Annotated in this window: 16 protein-coding genes; 13 read left to right on the top strand and 3 right to left on the bottom strand. The window is 68.1% G+C overall.

What is annotated here, in order from left to right; all coding sequences use genetic code 11:
• Nucleotides 1-44 precede the first annotated feature (44 nt).
• The 8 genes from ASE64_RS04610 (at nucleotide 45) to ASE64_RS04575 (ending at nucleotide 7,225) form a co-directional block, all read left to right on the top strand.
• Nucleotides 45-1,379, top strand: coding sequence for a hypothetical protein (locus tag ASE64_RS04610; protein ID WP_055776468.1), 1,335 nt, complete (start codon nucleotides 45-47; stop codon nucleotides 1,377-1,379).
• A 30-nt stretch (nucleotides 1,380-1,409) separates the two neighbouring features.
• Nucleotides 1,410-2,345 (top strand): hypothetical protein, encoded by a 936-nt coding sequence (locus ASE64_RS04605; protein WP_055776466.1) that lies wholly within the window; start codon nucleotides 1,410-1,412, stop codon nucleotides 2,343-2,345.
• A 34-nt stretch (nucleotides 2,346-2,379) separates the two neighbouring features.
• Nucleotides 2,380-3,300, top strand: a complete 921-nt coding sequence (locus ASE64_RS04600; protein WP_055776463.1) for a 1,4-dihydroxy-2-naphthoyl-CoA synthase — start codon at nucleotides 2,380-2,382, stop codon at nucleotides 3,298-3,300.
• 70 nt (nucleotides 3,301-3,370) lie between these two features.
• Nucleotides 3,371-3,883, top strand: coding sequence for a MarR family winged helix-turn-helix transcriptional regulator (locus ASE64_RS04595; protein WP_082465889.1), 513 nt, complete (start codon nucleotides 3,371-3,373; stop codon nucleotides 3,881-3,883).
• Nucleotides 3,884-3,894: 11 nt separating this feature from the next.
• Nucleotides 3,895-4,317 (top strand): organic hydroperoxide resistance protein, encoded by a 423-nt coding sequence (locus ASE64_RS04590; RefSeq protein ID WP_055776459.1) that lies wholly within the window; start codon nucleotides 3,895-3,897, stop codon nucleotides 4,315-4,317.
• 141 nt (nucleotides 4,318-4,458) lie between these two features.
• Nucleotides 4,459-5,136: a response regulator transcription factor gene (locus ASE64_RS04585; RefSeq protein ID WP_055776457.1), complete on the top strand. Its 678-nt coding sequence runs from the start codon at nucleotides 4,459-4,461 to the stop codon at nucleotides 5,134-5,136.
• Nucleotides 5,126-6,700 (top strand): HAMP domain-containing sensor histidine kinase, encoded by a 1,575-nt coding sequence (locus tag ASE64_RS04580; RefSeq protein WP_055776454.1) that lies wholly within the window; start codon nucleotides 5,126-5,128, stop codon nucleotides 6,698-6,700. The genes ASE64_RS04585 and ASE64_RS04580 overlap by 11 nt, the downstream gene beginning before the upstream one ends.
• Nucleotides 6,701-6,793: 93 nt before the next feature.
• Complete coding sequence (locus ASE64_RS04575; RefSeq protein ID WP_055776451.1) at nucleotides 6,794-7,225, top strand: hypothetical protein; 432 nt, start codon at nucleotides 6,794-6,796, stop codon at nucleotides 7,223-7,225.
• A 13-nt stretch (nucleotides 7,226-7,238) separates the two neighbouring features.
• Here ASE64_RS04575 and ASE64_RS04570 read toward each other — a convergent pair whose 3' ends face one another.
• A complete protein-coding gene (locus tag ASE64_RS04570; RefSeq protein ID WP_162234542.1) occupies nucleotides 7,239-8,471 on the bottom strand; it encodes an LCP family protein in 1,233 nt (410 codons plus the stop codon).
• 137 nt (nucleotides 8,472-8,608) lie between these two features.
• On the opposite strand from ASE64_RS04570, the gene ASE64_RS04565 reads away from it, so the two are divergent.
• On the top strand, nucleotides 8,609-9,829 hold the full coding sequence (locus tag ASE64_RS04565) for an AMP-binding protein (protein ID WP_082465887.1): 1,221 nt from the start codon (nucleotides 8,609-8,611) through the stop codon (nucleotides 9,827-9,829).
• Here the strand turns inward: ASE64_RS04565 and ASE64_RS04560 are convergent, their stop codons facing one another.
• Nucleotides 9,830-11,011, bottom strand: coding sequence for a Na+/H+ antiporter NhaA (locus ASE64_RS04560; RefSeq protein ID WP_055776446.1), 1,182 nt, complete (start codon nucleotides 11,009-11,011; stop codon nucleotides 9,830-9,832).
• A 126-nt stretch (nucleotides 11,012-11,137) separates the two neighbouring features.
• Between ASE64_RS04560 and ASE64_RS04555 the strand changes: the two genes are divergently transcribed.
• Complete coding sequence (locus ASE64_RS04555) at nucleotides 11,138-12,124, top strand: 1,4-dihydroxy-2-naphthoate polyprenyltransferase (protein ID WP_156351640.1); 987 nt, start codon at nucleotides 11,138-11,140, stop codon at nucleotides 12,122-12,124.
• Between the two features lie 83 nt (nucleotides 12,125-12,207).
• Nucleotides 12,208-12,624, top strand: coding sequence for an SRPBCC domain-containing protein (locus ASE64_RS04550; protein WP_055776440.1), 417 nt, complete (start codon nucleotides 12,208-12,210; stop codon nucleotides 12,622-12,624).
• Between the two features lie 31 nt (nucleotides 12,625-12,655).
• Here ASE64_RS04550 and ASE64_RS04545 read toward each other — a convergent pair whose 3' ends face one another.
• On the bottom strand, nucleotides 12,656-12,976 hold the full coding sequence (locus ASE64_RS04545; RefSeq protein ID WP_055776437.1) for a DUF4229 domain-containing protein: 321 nt from the start codon (nucleotides 12,974-12,976) through the stop codon (nucleotides 12,656-12,658).
• Nucleotides 12,977-13,049: 73 nt separating this feature from the next.
• On the opposite strand from ASE64_RS04545, the gene ASE64_RS04540 reads away from it, so the two are divergent.
• Together ASE64_RS04540 and menD are read left to right on the top strand one after the other, a co-directional pair.
• Entirely contained in the window at nucleotides 13,050-13,445 is a 396-nt protein-coding gene (locus ASE64_RS04540; RefSeq protein ID WP_055776434.1) for a PLDc N-terminal domain-containing protein, read from the top strand.
• Nucleotides 13,445-15,166: a 2-succinyl-5-enolpyruvyl-6-hydroxy-3-cyclohexene-1-carboxylic-acid synthase gene (menD, locus tag ASE64_RS04535; protein ID WP_055776431.1), complete on the top strand. Its 1,722-nt coding sequence runs from the start codon at nucleotides 13,445-13,447 to the stop codon at nucleotides 15,164-15,166. The genes ASE64_RS04540 and menD overlap by 1 nt, the downstream gene beginning before the upstream one ends.
• Nucleotides 15,167-15,171 lie beyond the last annotated feature (5 nt).

The following is a 15,171-nucleotide window of genomic DNA, read 5'->3' as shown; positions in this document are numbered from 1 at the left end:
GCGCACTATCGAGGGTAGGCGACTCCGACTGACACACTGGACAGATGGACGGAGACGACGAAGCGGTCACCAAGAAGGTCGTCCGTCGATCGAGACCCGCCAAGCCCAAACGGTCGGGCCCCGCAGTGTCTGCCCCGCCGTCGGGCCCGCCGGTGTACGGAACGCCGCCGGGCACGGATCCCGCACTGCCGGTCTACGGCAGCCGCGATTCGGCGAAGCCGGTCGAGCCCGCGCGGCACGATTTCGATCCCCGTGCCGAGGAGAAAGCCGCCGCGGCCGAGGCGGCCGCTGCCGCGCGCCGGGCGGCGGCCGCCGCGCGCGAGGCCAAGGCGGCTGAAGCAGCCCGGGCCGCCAAGGACCGTGCGACGAAGCGCGCGGCTGAGAAGGCCGCGAAGAAGCAGGCGGCGAGGGCCGCCTACGCCGCGAAGAAGGAGCGCACGGCTCGGATAGCGGAGGAGACCCGGTGGGCGCGATTCGAACGCAATGGCCAGAGGGGAACCTACCGCTATGAGCGTGCACGGCAGCGCAGGCTCAGACGGAGGCCACCGAAGCCACCGAGGCCACGGGTATCCGGTGTCGCCCGACCTGCAGAGCGCGCTCGGAAGTCGGCAACCGTGCGGAATCTGCTGGTCGCAACTCTGCTGATTGCGGCAGCGATCTTCATTCCGATCATCGTGACCAACAGCTCTTCGTCATCATCGACGGTGTCAGACGGGGTCGATTGGACGGGCTACCCGGGTCAACGTGCCGGTGACGCCCAGAGTACTCTCGCCGCCCCGAGCAAGGAACAGGTGGTTGCCGAGAACACGGCTCTCCTCGCCGAGCTGCGGGCCGCCGTCGATGACGAAGTCACCGTCTCGTGGCTAGAACACGGCTCCACAATCGACCGGCCGCTCGAGAACGCGTGGGGTGCCCCGAGCCTTCTGAGGGATTCGCAGTCGCCCCGCTGGTATGCGACAGAGCCGGTCTCCGGCCAGAAGCTCAAGCAGCGACTGGTCGACCGTGTGAGCGAGGTGCTCTCCGATCACGGATTCCAGGATGTACGGCTCATGAACGATCCCGCCACGACGTTCTACTCTCCGAAATCGATCGAGCGGTTGTACGGCGGCTCGAAGCTCGACACTCAAGTCGTGTGGGAGCTCAAGGCCTCGAGCGTCGAAGACGCGTATGTCGATGTCACCGTCACCATCACCGACTTCTCGAAGGACAAGGCCGGCGAATTCGCCGCGGATGCCGAAGCAGACGCGGAGCACCTCGACCTGCCCGTGAGCTCGATAGCGATGACGCTCACGAGCCATGCGCTTCTCGCCGCCTCCGATGCACCCGAGTTTCGCGAAAGGGCGGCCCCCTTCGAAGACAAAAAGCCGCCGAGGCGGTAACAGAGCGATTCCGGCTGGCACACTGGTCGCATGCACGACGACGCGGAGGGCGGCATCCCCGACTACGGCACGCCTGGAGGCACGCCGCCTCGCATGGGCGGGCCGGCCTACGGCTCGGCGCGGCCCGCTCGAACGGTGTCGGATGCGCCGGCCCCGGCGGTCGAGACCGGGCCGGGCGACGACGACGAAGGCGGCTTGGCAGGGTTCCTGGATGCCGTTCAAGACCGCGCCCAGGCGGTGCTCTCCGATCTCGGCATCGGCCCGGACGACGACCTGCCCACGGTCGCCGACGGGGTGGACTGGTCGCTGTACCCCGGAACGAGGGCGGGCGACGCCGACTTCGCTCTCGCCGCCCTCTCGCAGGAGGAGACGATCGAGCGCAACGAGGCTTTCCTGGCACGACTGCGCGAGGCCATCACCCCGCGCTTCGGATTGAGCTGGGGGCTGTTCGGAGAGATCCCGCGCATCGACCCCGAGGTCAACGACTGGGGAGGCGACAGCCTGCTCGAGACCTGCACCACCGGCACCTGGCGCTCCACGGCGAAGCTCACGAACCCTCTCGTCAAGATGCAGCTCGTCGATCTGGTCAGGGGAATGCTCGGGGCCGCGGGCTTTCACGACGTGACTCTGCGCAACGACCCGGCCCACGCATCCGGGGCCGCGGCACTCGCCGCCCTCGAGCACGAGTTCGGCGGTATGACCCTGCGGGATCAGGTGGTGTGGTCGCTGGTCGCCCGCGAGTCGGTGCACTCGGACAGCGTGTTCGAGCTCATGATCATCGAGCTGAAGCACGATCGCACCGGCCGCTTCCTCGAAGCGGCACAGGCGAGGGCCGAGCTTCGCGGCGGGCCGATGAGCTCGGTCGACCTCGAGATCGTCAGTCGCGGAACTCTGCCCGCCGAGCTCGAAGACGAGTTCCGCGACAGGGCCCGCCGCTACGACGACCGCGAACCACCCGAGCTCTGACCTCGCATCGGGCAGAGGCTGGCAGACTGGCAGCATGTCTGAAACGCCGTTCGTCTCTGAGATCTTCGATGCATCCGAGTGGGCCACCGCGCCCGGGGCGAGCGCCCTGACCGACATCACCTACCACCACTCGAACGACGGGCGCGTGGCGCGCATCGCCTTCAACCGTCCCGAGGTGCGCAACGCCTTCCGACCGCACACCGTCGACGAGCTCTATCGTGCCCTCGACGACGCGCGGCAGAATCCGCGTATCGGCGTCGTGCTGCTCACGGGAAACGGACCGAGCCCGAAAGACGGCGGCTGGGCCTTCTGCTCGGGCGGCGACCAGCGCATCCGGGGCCGCGACGGCTATCAGTACGCCGACGGCACGGCGCCCGACGGGCCGCTCGCCGGTGCCGCGACCGGGCGCCTGCACATCCTCGAGGTGCAGCGACTCATCCGCACGATGCCCAAGGTCGTGATCGCGGTCGTTCCCGGTTGGGCCGCCGGTGGCGGACACTCGCTGCACGTGGTCTGCGACCTGTCGATCGCCAGCGCCGAGCATGGCAAGTTCAAACAGACGGATGCCGATGTCGGCTCGTTCGACGCCGGTTACGGCAGCGCGTACTTCGCACGCCAGATCGGGCAGAAGTTCGCGCGCGAGGTCTTCTTTCTCGCCCGGGAGTACTCCGCCGAGCGAGCGTACGAGATGGGCGCGGTGAATGCCGTTGTTCCGCATGCGGAACTCGAACGCGAGGCGCTGGACTGGGCGCGCACGATCCTCACCAAGTCGCCCACGGCCATCCGCATGCTGAAGTTCGCGTTCAACGCGGTCGACGACGGCCTGATGGGGCAGCAGGTCTTCGCGGGCGAGGCCACACGGCTGGCCTACGGAACCGACGAGGCCGTCGAGGGCCGCGACTCGTTCCTCGAGAAGCGCGAGCCCGACTGGTCGCCGTTCCCGTACCACTACTGAGGCCGTACCACTTCTGAGGGGTTGCTGGGAAAGAATTGCGCGCAATTGAGTTGTGCGCAATGCTTTTGGAATGACCGCATCGACGACAGCCTCTGCAGCGCCGCAGCCCTTCGTGATCGATGAACTCGTCTGCTTCGCCCTCTACAACGCGTCGCACGCGATCACCCAGACCTACCGCTCGGTTCTGGCGCCCTGGGGGCTGACCTACCCCCAGTACCTCGTGTTCGTCGTTCTCTGGAACGAGGGAGCGATGTCGCTGCGAGACCTCGGAGCCAGGCTCGAGCTCGACTCCGGCACCCTCTCGCCGCTCACGAAGCGCATGGAGGAGGCGGGCTACCTCGAGCGCTCGCGCGCGTCCGGCGACGCGAGGGTGGTGACGATCGGCCTTACCGACAAGGGCGAGCGGATGCGCGAGGAGCTCTCGGCCGTTCCGGGCTGCGTCTCCGGCGCGATGAACCTCGACCGCTCCGCCGCCACGCAGCTGCGAGGCATGCTGCACCAGCTGGCCGACGACACGCGTTCATTCGACGCCGCGTCGTCAGGCCCCACCCAGACCACCGGCGCACCCGACGCCGGTCGATGAAAGGAAACCCCATGGAGATTCTCTACACGGCAGAAGCGCTCTCGACCGGCGAAGGCCGCAACGGCCACGTGCGCACCAGCGACGGACAGGTCGACCTCGACCTCGCCATCCCCAAGGAGATGGGCGGATCGGGTAACGGAGCCAACCCCGAGGACCTGTTCGCAGCCGGTTACGCGGCCTGCTTCCACTCCGCTCTGCAGAGCGTCGCCCGCGCCCGCAAGGTGAAGATCTCCGACTCCAGCGTCGGCGGCCGCGTTCACATCGGACCGAACGGCGAAGGCGGATTCCAGCTCGCCGTTCTGCTCGAGGTCGTCCTTCCGGGTCTCGAGCTCGGTCAGGCCCAGGAGCTCGCCGACGCCGCGCACCAGGTCTGCCCGTACTCCAACGCGACCCGCGGCAACATCGACGTTCAGATCGTCGTCGAAGAGGGCTAGTCTCCTCGGATTCTCCGCGCCGAGCGCGGGTGTTCTCGCCGACAGCGGTGGCTCAGCCACGGCACCGCACGAGGACGCCCGCGCTCTCCGCTTTCACTCCGCTTCAGCCTCGCTTCAGCGCCCGTCGGGCAGACTGGGCGCATGCGCGTGCTGGTTGTCGAAGACGAGAAACGCCTCGCCGAGGGGCTGAAACGCGGACTGGAGGCCGAGGGCTTCGCCGTCGACGTCGCCTCGACCGGCACCGACGGCCTCTGGCTCGCCACCGAGAACGACTACTCGGTGATTCTGCTCGACATCATGCTGCCCGGAATGAGCGGGTACCGCGTGTGCGAGCGTCTGCGCGCCGATCAGAACTGGACTCCGGTACTGATGCTCACCGCGAAAGACGGTGAGTGGGATCAGGTCGAGGCGCTCGACACCGGCGCCGACGACTATCTCACCAAGCCGTTCTCGTTCGCGATCCTGCTCGCGCGCATCCGGGCCCTCATCAGGCGCGGCCAGAGTGAGCGGCCTGCCGTTCTCGAGGCCGGCGACATCCGCGTCGATCCCTCAACGAGACAGGTTCGCCGCGGCGAGACCGTGGTCGACGTGACCGCTCGGGAGTTCGCCGTGCTCGAGTACCTGATGCGTCGCAAGGGCGACGTGGTGTCGAAGCGCGACATCATCGACAACGTCTGGGACGACGACTTCGATGGCGAGCAGAACATCGTGGAGGTCTACGTGGGGCATCTGCGCAACAAGCTCGATCGCCCTTTCGGCCGCAACGCCATCGAGACCCTCCGCGGCGCGGGCTACCGGCTGGCATCCCATGGCGGCTGAACAGGCGGCCCGCCGCCGTCGTCTGTCGCTGCGCTGGAGGATCGTGCTCGTGGCGACCGCGGTGGTCGCGGCGGCCCTCGTCGTCGGATCCGCCGCATTCGTCGGGGTTCTGCGCGAGTCGCTCGTCTCCGGCGTGCAGCTGAGCGCCGAGCGGGATGCCGCAGAGCTCGTCGGCCAGGTCGAGACGACCGGGGTCGCGGCCGTCGACACCGATATCGACGACGATGACGGACGGGTCGTTCAAGTCGTCTCGGCCGGGGGCACGCTGCTCGCGTCGACGGACAATGCCGACGACGCACCGCTGATCGCAGTGCCTCAGCTGCGCCACCGCGCGTCGCCCGTGACCGACGACGTGGCCGGCTCTCCGACTCCCTCGCCGAGCGACGACGACTCCGATGACCCGTCGGACGACTCGTCCGACGGCGATTCCGACGACGATGCGAGCGACGCTCCAGGCGAGACCGCCGCCCCCGGCTCTACCTCTGATGACACGGCCTCACCGACGGCGCCTCCTGTGCTGATCGATGACTCGGCGACTCGATCCGTCACCTCCGACGACGGCGACCCGTACGTGGCGGTCGGACGCACGGCGACGGAGGGCGGCTCCGGCCGCGACCTCTGGGTCGTCGCCGCGCGCAGCCTCGCGCCCGTCGACGGCACCATCGGCACCGTTCTGAGCCTCCTCGCGGTCGCCCTGCCGGTTCTGCTCGTCGTGCTGGCCCTCACCATCTGGTTCGTCGTGGGCAGGGCGCTCCGCCCCGTCGATCGCATGCGCCGGCAGGTCGACGAGGTCACGGCGTCGAGCCTCGACCAGCGCGTCGCCGACCCCGGAACGGACGACGAGGTCGGACGCCTCGCCCACACGATGAACCGCATGCTGCAGCGCCTCGACGACTCCCGCCGCTCGCAGAATCGCTTCATCTCGGATGCGTCGCACGAGCTCAAGTCGCCTCTCGCGTCGCTGCGCCAGTACGCCGAGGTCGCCCGTGCGCACCCGGATCGCATCTCGCCCGACGAGTTGTCGACCGCGGTGCTCGACGAGGGAGCCAGGCTCGAGAGCCTGGTGCAGGGGATGCTCGTTCTGGCGCGGGCAGACGAGCGCGCGCTCGCGAGGCCGACGGCCCTCGTCGATCTCGACGACATCCTCTTCGCCGAGGCCCGGCGCCTGCGGGACTCGACGTCGCTGACCATCGACTCGAGCGGCGTCGCCGCGGCACAGCTGCGGGGCGACGCGGGTCTGCTCGCGCAGCTGGTGCGCAATCTGGTCGACAACGCGGTGCGCCACGCCCGCTCGTCGGTGGGACTGGCTGTGCGCACGAACGACGCGGATGGCACGGTCGTTCTCGTCGTCGACGACGACGGCCAGGGCGTTCCCGAGGCAGACCGACAGAGGGTCTTCGAGCGCTTCGTGCGCCTCGACGAGGCTCGTGCCAGAGACGGCGGCGGCAGCGGGCTAGGACTCGCCATCGTGCGCGAGATAGCCGCGGCCCACGGCGGCGAGGTCACCGCGTCGACGGCCGAAAGCGGGGGAGCGCGCTTCGTCGTCACCATGCCGGTCGACTGAACGGCTTGCTGAAGAAGGCTTCAGGATGCTTCAGGACTGCTTCAGCGCCCCTCGGACACAGTGGTCTCACCACCACAAACCAGGAGGCACATCATGCAGAAGAAGACCATGTGGATCACGGCCGCAGCCGTCGGAGCCGTTCTCGTTCTGGGCGGAGCAGGAGTCGCCGTCGCATCGAGCGACGCGTTCGACAACGACGACGACCGCGCCGTCAGCAGCTCGTCGGGCACCGGCTCGAACGATCGCTCGGTGACAGGGCAGGACATCGACGACGACCGCGACGTCGACGACAGCGGCGACGTCAACGACATCGATGACACCGACGTTCCCGCGACCGCCGAGGAGCGCTCGGCCGCAGAGGCCGCCGCACTCGACGAGGTCGGGCAGGGAAAGGCGAACGAGTTCGACACCGGCGACGCCGGCGACACCTACGCCTACAAGGTGGAGGTCGTGAAGGACGACGGCACCAGCGTCGAGGTCGAACTCGACGACGACCTGACCGTGCTGCGCGTCGACAACGACTGACGCTGCTTCGCGGTCAGTTGGGGATGGCGCAGGTCGCCTGTTGCGCCGTCTGCCCCGTCACTCCATCGAGTACGACGGAGTCAACCCCGGCAGGCGCCTCCGGTTCCGTCGAATCAGGAGCTGAGGGCTCCTCTGCAGGAACTGCCGGGTCGACGGGCGCGGTCACGCTCGGATCTGCGACCGTCCCGATCCCCTGGGAGTCCGCGCCCAGAGTGAAGGGCTGGTCTGACGCGATCAGTGCGAATAGCTCGTCGGCCTGGTCGGAGAGCGGCACGACCTTGCCGGGGTAGTTGGAGTCACCGGTCGATCCCGGGTACTGCACGAACACGATGTTGTCGAGGTCGATGGTGCGCAGCGCCTGGGCCATCGAGATCATCGTGTCGGCGCTCGTGAGGGTGCTCGACAGTCGAACGTTCGTGGCCACGACGTTCGCCAGCGAATAGAGCTTGCTCAGATCGCTCAGCGTCTCGTCGCTCTTGATTTTGCGCATCAGTGACGACAGGTACTGCTGTTGCGATGAGATGCGTCCGAGATCGCTGCCATCACCCACTCCGTGCCGGGAGCGAAGAAAGCCGAGCGCCGAGGCCCCCGAGATCTCGGAGTATCCGGCGGGCAATGCGAGGGGAATCCAGGGGTCGTCGAACGAATCGGTGAGGCAGATCGTGACGCCGCCGATCGCATCCGTCATCTGCACGACGGCGTCGAATGAGACCTGCCCGGCGTAGGGCACGTTCAGACCGGTGAGCTGCTCGACAGTGCGCACGACGCAGGCCAGACCGCCTCGGCCCATGGCGATGTTGATCGGTTCTCCATACGCCTCCGGATACTCGGCTCCGTCTGGGCCGGTGCACGTGGGATGGTCGACGATGAGATCTCGGGGGAAGCTGACTGCCACGGCGTTGGAATGATCGGCCGACACATGCAGCATGAGATTGACGTCGTTGAGCGTGCTTCCGCGCTCGCCGTACGCGTCGCCTTGTTCGGAGTCGTTGTCGACGCCCACGATGAGGATGTTGAACGCGCCCGAGTACTCGCCGATCGACGGAGGTGCCTGCTCGTCGTCGTCGAGGATCTCGATCGAGTTCGCCTCGACCTTCTTCGCGAGGCTGAAGCCGGCGATGGCGGCCACCGACGTTGCACCGACAAGAGCCACCGCGAGCGTCATGCCGACGACAATCAGGATCGACAGCACGGGACGACCTCCGTGGCGGCGCGCATGGCGAGGGTTCGTGTTCGTGGGGGGCATTCGGCTCTTTCTACTGGTGGAGGATGACGTTCCCTCGGAACGCTCCCGATACGAACGGGCAATGTTACGGCACATGATCGAAGCGATTCCGGCCAGACGTTACCCACCGGAAACACGCGCTCCCGTAGGGTGAACGAATGACACGCCCGCTCGACATCGTGGTTGCGAATGATCCCATGGCCGTGCTTCAGCGCCTGCGCGAAGCCCTGTCGCAGGGCGGCGCGGCCATCCTGCCCCGGCTCGAAGAGCATCTCGCGCCCGACGCGCGGCCCCAGCCGCGGCACGCCGCCCCCGCACCGGGCGAGACGCCCGCCGTGCTCGATAACCCCGTTCCCGACGAGGTCGCCAAGAATGTCGCCCTCGTCATCGAGACGTCCGGCTCCTCGGGTGCGCCCAAGCGCGTGGCGCTGTCGACCGGAGCCCTGCTCGCCAGCGCAGCCTCCGTCGAGAGCGAACTCGGCGGCAACGGTCAGTGGCTGCTGTCGCTTCCCACCCACTACATCGCCGGCGTGCAGGTGCTCGTGCGCTCCATCGTCGCCGGAACGACGCCGGTCGTGCAGCCCTCCGGCCACTTCTCGGCCAGGGTCTTCGCCTCGCTCGTCGACGAGATGGATGCGCCGCTGCGGTTCGCCTCCTTGGTTCCGGCCCAGCTCGCCCGGGTCATCGACGCGGGAGAGGCCGATGCGGGCATCCGACAGCAGCTTCGTCGCCTCGACGCGATCCTCGTGGGCGGCCAGGCGTTGCCGGCCGCTCTCTTCGAGCGTGCCGTCGAACTCGGTCTCACCGTTCGACGCACCTACGGCTCCTCCGAGACGGCGGGCGGATGCGTGTACGACGGCATTCCGCTCAGCCAGGTTCAGGCGCGGGTGAGCGCGGGCGAACTCGAACTGTCGGGCCCGATGCTGGCCGAGGGCTACCTCGGCGACCCGGAGCTCACCGACCGCAAGTTCCGAACCGAGAACGGCCGTCGCTGGTACCGCACGGCAGATTCCGGCGACGTCGTCGACGGGGTCGTGCGTGTCTCCGGCCGCATCGACAACGTCATCATCTCCGGCGGCATCAAGGTGTCGCTCGACCGGGTCGAGCGCGTCGTCCAGTCTCTCGAGGGCTTCCGCGGCGCCGTCGTCGTTCCCCAGCCGAGTGCCGAATGGGGACAGGTGTCGGTGGTCGTCACCGACGGTGTTGTGGATGCCGACAGCCTGCAGCGCGTGCGCGACGCCGTGATCGCGGGGCCGGGCCGCGCGGCTGCGCCCGTGCGCATCGTGACCGTCGAGGCCATGCCGACCCTCGCATCCGGAAAGCCCGATCGGCTCAGCCTCGCCCGAACCCTGGCGTCGGCCGAGCCCTCTGCCGGCTGATCAGGAGGTGCGGAGTTTCTCGACCGCACTCGCGCGCAGCACCCGGAGCCGCGTGTAGTACGCGGCGAGGCTCGAGACGAGCACCGCGGCGATCACGATGGAGATCGACGACCCGAGCAGCACGGCGAGGGTGCCTTCATCGGCCACCTCTTCCTGGCCGGCGAAGGCGAGCTCGTTCATCAGCAGCGAGACGGTGAAGCCGACGCCGCCCAAGGCTCCGGCCGCGAGCAGTCCGTGGAGGGTGAGGTGGGGCCGCTTCTCGCGGGGCCCGACGAAGCTCGAGAGCCATCCGCCGAGGCTGATGCCGATGATCTTGCCCACGGGCAGGGCGACGAGGATGCCCCAGAAGGGCGCGGCAAGCTCGCTCGGTGCGACCTGCGGAATGGCGACAAGCGCCGCCGAGAAAGCGAACAGCGGAAGGATCGCTCCGTTCGTCACGGGTTCGAGCACGTGCCGAACGCGCATGGCCGGCAGCCGCACCATGGCCAGGCCGAGCGCAACGCCCGCGATGGTGGCGTGCACGCCGGAGAGATAGGTGAGCGACCAGGTGGCCACGGCCACGAGCCCCATGAGGATGCCGACGGGAACCCGGTAACGCCCGCCGAGGCTGCGGCTGAGCAGCCAGAAGAGCGCGACCCCGACGGCGGCGAGGCCGATGAACAGCAGATTGGGGTCGGCCGTGAAGAACACGGCGATGATGAGGATCGCCACGATGTCGTCGAGGATCGCCAGCGCCAGGATGAAGATGCGCAGGCGCGACGGGATGCCCTTTCCGAACACCGCGAGCACGCCCAGAGCGAAGGCGATATCGGTGGCGGTGGGGATGGGCCATCCGCCCTCGTAGCCGGAACCGGCCGTGATGGCCACATAGATCAGGGCGGGCACGATCACACCGCCGAGCGCGGCGATGGCCGGGCGCACGGCCTTCGACACGCTGTTCAGCTGACCGACGGCGAACTCGTTCTTCAGCTCGACGGCGACCACGAAGAAGAAGATCGCGAGCAGGCCGTCGCTGATCCAGTGACCCACAGAGAGATCGAGCGGTGTGCCGGGGATGGCGAGGTGCGCGTCTTGCAGACCCATGAGGGCCGGGCCCACGGGCGTGTTCGCGAGGATGAGGCCGACGGCAGCGGCCACGAGGAGGAAGAGGGCGGCGACGCGCTCGGATCGAATGAAGCTCATGTGGTGTCCTTCGTGCCTCCGTGTCGGAGGGGTCGAGAAGCGGAATGAAACGATCCCCTGATCGCTTGCCGACCAGACTTCCCGGCGCACCAGCATCCATTCTACGTCGAGCCCTACAATCATCGGGTGCCTACGAGTAAGAAGTCGCCCCGCAAGAAGTCTCCGTCGAGGAACGCCCGTCGAGTGAAGTCCACCGGGCATCCGGCCGGGCCTCGCGTCGCGCCCAACCGCCCCACGAAGGTCACGGCACGCGACTGGATAGCGGGCGCGCGGCTGCGCACTCTTCCCCTGGCGATCGCACCGGTCGCCCTCGGAACCGGTGCCGCCACGATCCTCGGATCGGTGCACGACAAGTGGCCTCTCGTCGTGCTCTGCCTGGCCGTCTCGCTGCTGCTGCAGATCGGCGTGAACTACGCGAACGACTACTCCGACGGCATCCGGGGCACCGACGCCCACCGTGTCGGCCCCGCGCGCCTGACCGGCTCGGGTGCGGTACGACCGAAGCTGGTGCTGACCGTCGCGCTGGTCTTCTTCGGTCTCGCGGCGGCTGCCGGTCTCGCCATCGTGATCATCACCCAGATCTGGTGGCTCCTCGCGGTGGGCGCCGTGGCCATCGTGGCGGCCTGGTTCTACACCGGCGGCAAGCGTCCGTATGGATACGCGGGGCTCGGCGAGCTCTTCGTGTTCGTCTTCTTCGGACTGGTCGCCACCCTCGGCACGCTGTGGGTTCTGGCCCGTGACCTCAGCGTCGAGGGTCTTCTCGTCGCCGTGGCGATCGGGTTCATCTCTTGCGCCGTCCTGATGGTGAACAACATCCGCGACATTCCGCAGGACCGCATCGCCAAGAAGAAGACGCTCGCGGTTCGGGTCGGCGACCGGGCGGCGCGCATCCTGTACTGCGTTTTCATGCTGATTCCCTTCCTCGTGGTGGGATTCCTGACGCTGCTGTTCCCGCTCGCGATCCTCGTGCTCTTCGCGCTGCTCATCGCGATTCCGGCGTCGCTGATCGTGCTCACCGCGAAGACGCCGAAGGAGCTGATCCTGGCGCTGCAGCTCACCAGCCTTACCGGGCTCGTCTACGGGTTGGGCCTGGCGGCCGCGATCGCGTTCTAGCCGAAGCGCTGATCGAGTAGCCGAGCGAGCAGCGCGGAGGGGCAGCGGCGCGAGGCGAGTGCCGCAGCGCCTAGAGTCGAGGGATGGCTGACTACTCGCGACCGAACACTTCTGCAGGCTGGGATGTCGGCGTTCGACAGACGGTTCTGGGCAGCCGCAAGGCCGTCTGGGCGTTCCTCGTGGGCGAGGGCCTGCCGCTCTGGCTGGGCAAGACCACGAAGCTCCCGCTGGTCAAGGGTGCTGCCTACGAGACCGACGATGACATCACCGGCCGGGTTCTCAGCGTGCAGCCCGGAGTGGACCTGCGCGTGAGCTGGCGACCGGGCGAATGGAATCACGATTCCACTCTGCAGTTGAGCCTCAAAGAAGCCGATGGCGCGACGACCATCTCGTTCCACCAGCAGAAGCTCACGAGTCGCGACGAGCGCAAGATGATGCTCGGGCGCTGGAAGGGTGTCGCCAGCGACCTCGAGAAGGCGCTGAAGCGCCAGGCCAAATAAGCAGAGGCCTTCAGCCTCGCAGCCGAGGGGGCTACGCCTGCTTGTCGCCGGCCCGGCCGTCGCCGGCCGTCCCGTCGACGGCTGCGTCTTCGACGTCTTCATCGTCGCCCGCCGCAGACGACTGGGAGCGCTTGGTGCTGGCGCGCGCCTCGTAGAGGCTCCGCGCCGCTTCCTCGCGAGGTTTGCGCAGGAAGATGAACGAGATGCAGAGCGAGATGACCGCGGCGAGCAGTGCTGAGATCCACGCGGGCACACCGCCAGGCGACAAGAGAAGCAGCAGAAGCGCGAGGATGACGGCGAACAGCCCGATGCGGATGAGCGAGAAGAGCAGCCAGGTGCGTCGAGGATTCACGGCACTCAGTGTATGCGCTGCTCCTCTGGCAACCCCCGGGCAAACGTACGGTTACCGCGCCTATCATTGACGCATGGCCCGCTTGCTGTTCGTCCTCGGTATCGTCGCCGTGACGTTCATGATCTATTCGATCGTCGACGCCGCCCTTCGGCCTGTCCGCCTCATTCGAGGTCTTCCCAAATGGGCATGGCTGCTCATCATCATCGTGATCCCGATCATCGGTGGTGTTCTCTGGTTCGTCATCGGCCGCGGTCGAGAGCAGAAGTCGGCTGTCTACCGAACGCTGGGCCCTGACGACGACCCCGACTTCCTCGGTAAGCTCGGCTACACGACGCCGCGCGACCCGGCAGCAGACGCTCGCACCGACGAACAGATCCGCGACCTCGAGAAGCGTCTCGCAGAGCAGGCGGGCGACAACCCGACGGACGACCCGACGTCGGGGCGCAGAGGAAAGCCCGGCCCGGCCTAGTGAGTCCGGCAACGGACTTCTCCGTCGCCCTCCTCACGCACCTTGCGGCCAGGGGGCTTCGCCATGTCGTGCTCACGCCGGGGTCGCGTTCTCAGGCCCTCGCTCTGGCGGCCGCTGAACTCGATCACCGCGGCATCCTGACTCTCACCGTTCGCATCGATGAGCGCTCGGCAGCCTTCACCGCCCTCGGCATCGCCCGCGAGACCGGGCTGCCCGTAGCCGTCGTCACGACGTCGGGCACGGCCGTCGGCAACCTCGTTCCCGCTGTTATGGAGGCGCACCACAGCGGCGTGCCCCTCATCGTGATCTCTGCCGACAGGCCCGCTCCGTTGCGAGGCACAGGGGCGAACCAGACCACCTGGCAGCCCGGCATCTTCGCCGCGTTCGTGAGGCTCGAGCTCGACGTGGAGCCGCCATCCGCTGCCGCAGACGAGCCGGTCGACGAGGTGCTCGGGCTGACGCCCGACGCGGCGGCACTCGCGGCCCGGTCGATGGATGCCGCGCTCGGCGGAGCGGGCATGCCCGGCCCCGTGCACCTCAACCTGCAGTTCCGCGAGCCTCTCTCGGGTGCATTCCCCGAGATCGAGGTGCCGGATCTCGGTGACCCGGGCCCGTCGCATCCGGCACCCGCCCACGCGCTGGAGCCCGGACCGCGCACCATCGTCGTCGCGGGCGACGGCGCGGGCGCCGAGGCCGAAGAACTCGCCCATGCGGGTGGCTGGCCACTGATCGCCGAGGTCTCGAGCGGCGCGCGCTTCGGACCGAACCTGATCGTCGCCTATCGCTCCCTGCTCTCGAGCGAGCTGGCCGCGCATGTCGAACGCGTGATCGTCTTCGGCCATCCGACTCTCAGCCGCGAGGTGCCCGCCCTGCTCGCGCGAGAAGACGTGCAGATCGTGGTCGTGGCATCGGGCGGCGAGCGCATCACGCCCGGTCACGACGGCCGGATGCTGGTGGACCGGGTCGAGGCGAGTGCCGAGGCCATCGCCGCGAGTCGAGAACCGGATGCCCGTGCCTGGCTCGGTCGCTGGGTGATGGCGAGCAGACACCAGCTCGAACTAGACGACCCGGAGCTGCCCGCCCCCGACGTCGAAGCTCCGCGCTCGGGTGATCTCGGTCGTCGTCGTGAGTACGCGAAGGCCGAGCTCGCCGCCGCTCGCGCGTCGATCTCGAGGCCGATCCTCGCGCTCTCTGTGTGGCGAGCGACGTGGCCGCACGACAGGCTCGTGCTCGGTGCATCGCGACTGATCCGCGAGGTCGACAAGATCGTGCCTGGCAAGAAGATCACGGTGCACGCCAATCGTGGCCTGGCCGGCATCGACGGAACGGTGTCGACCGCCGTCGGGGTGGCGCTCGCCAGCCAGACCGATGCGAAGGGCGGAATCACCCGCGTACTGCTCGGCGATCTCACACTGCTGCACGACGTGGGCGGCCTGCTGATCGGCGACGGCGAGAGACGCCCGAGGGTTCAGCTCATCGTCGCGAACGACGGGGGTGGCACGATCTTTGACTCCCTCGAGGTCGCGGCGACGGCAGACCCGGATGCCTTTGCCCGCGTGATGCGCACGCCCCAGTCGGTCTCGGTCGAGCAGCTCGCCGCGGCATACGGCTGGAGCTACACGAGGGTCTCTACGCGTGCCGAGCTCGATCGCGCGCTCACCAGCCCGGAAGGGCCGCTGAGCATCGTCGAGGTTCCGTTCGGCGACGCCAACGAAGACTGACCCGT

The organism is Agreia sp. Leaf210 (assembly GCF_001421485.1).
Lineage (GTDB): Bacteria > Actinomycetota > Actinomycetes > Actinomycetales > Microbacteriaceae > Agreia.
This window is presented reverse-complemented; position numbering and strand designations above follow the sequence as displayed.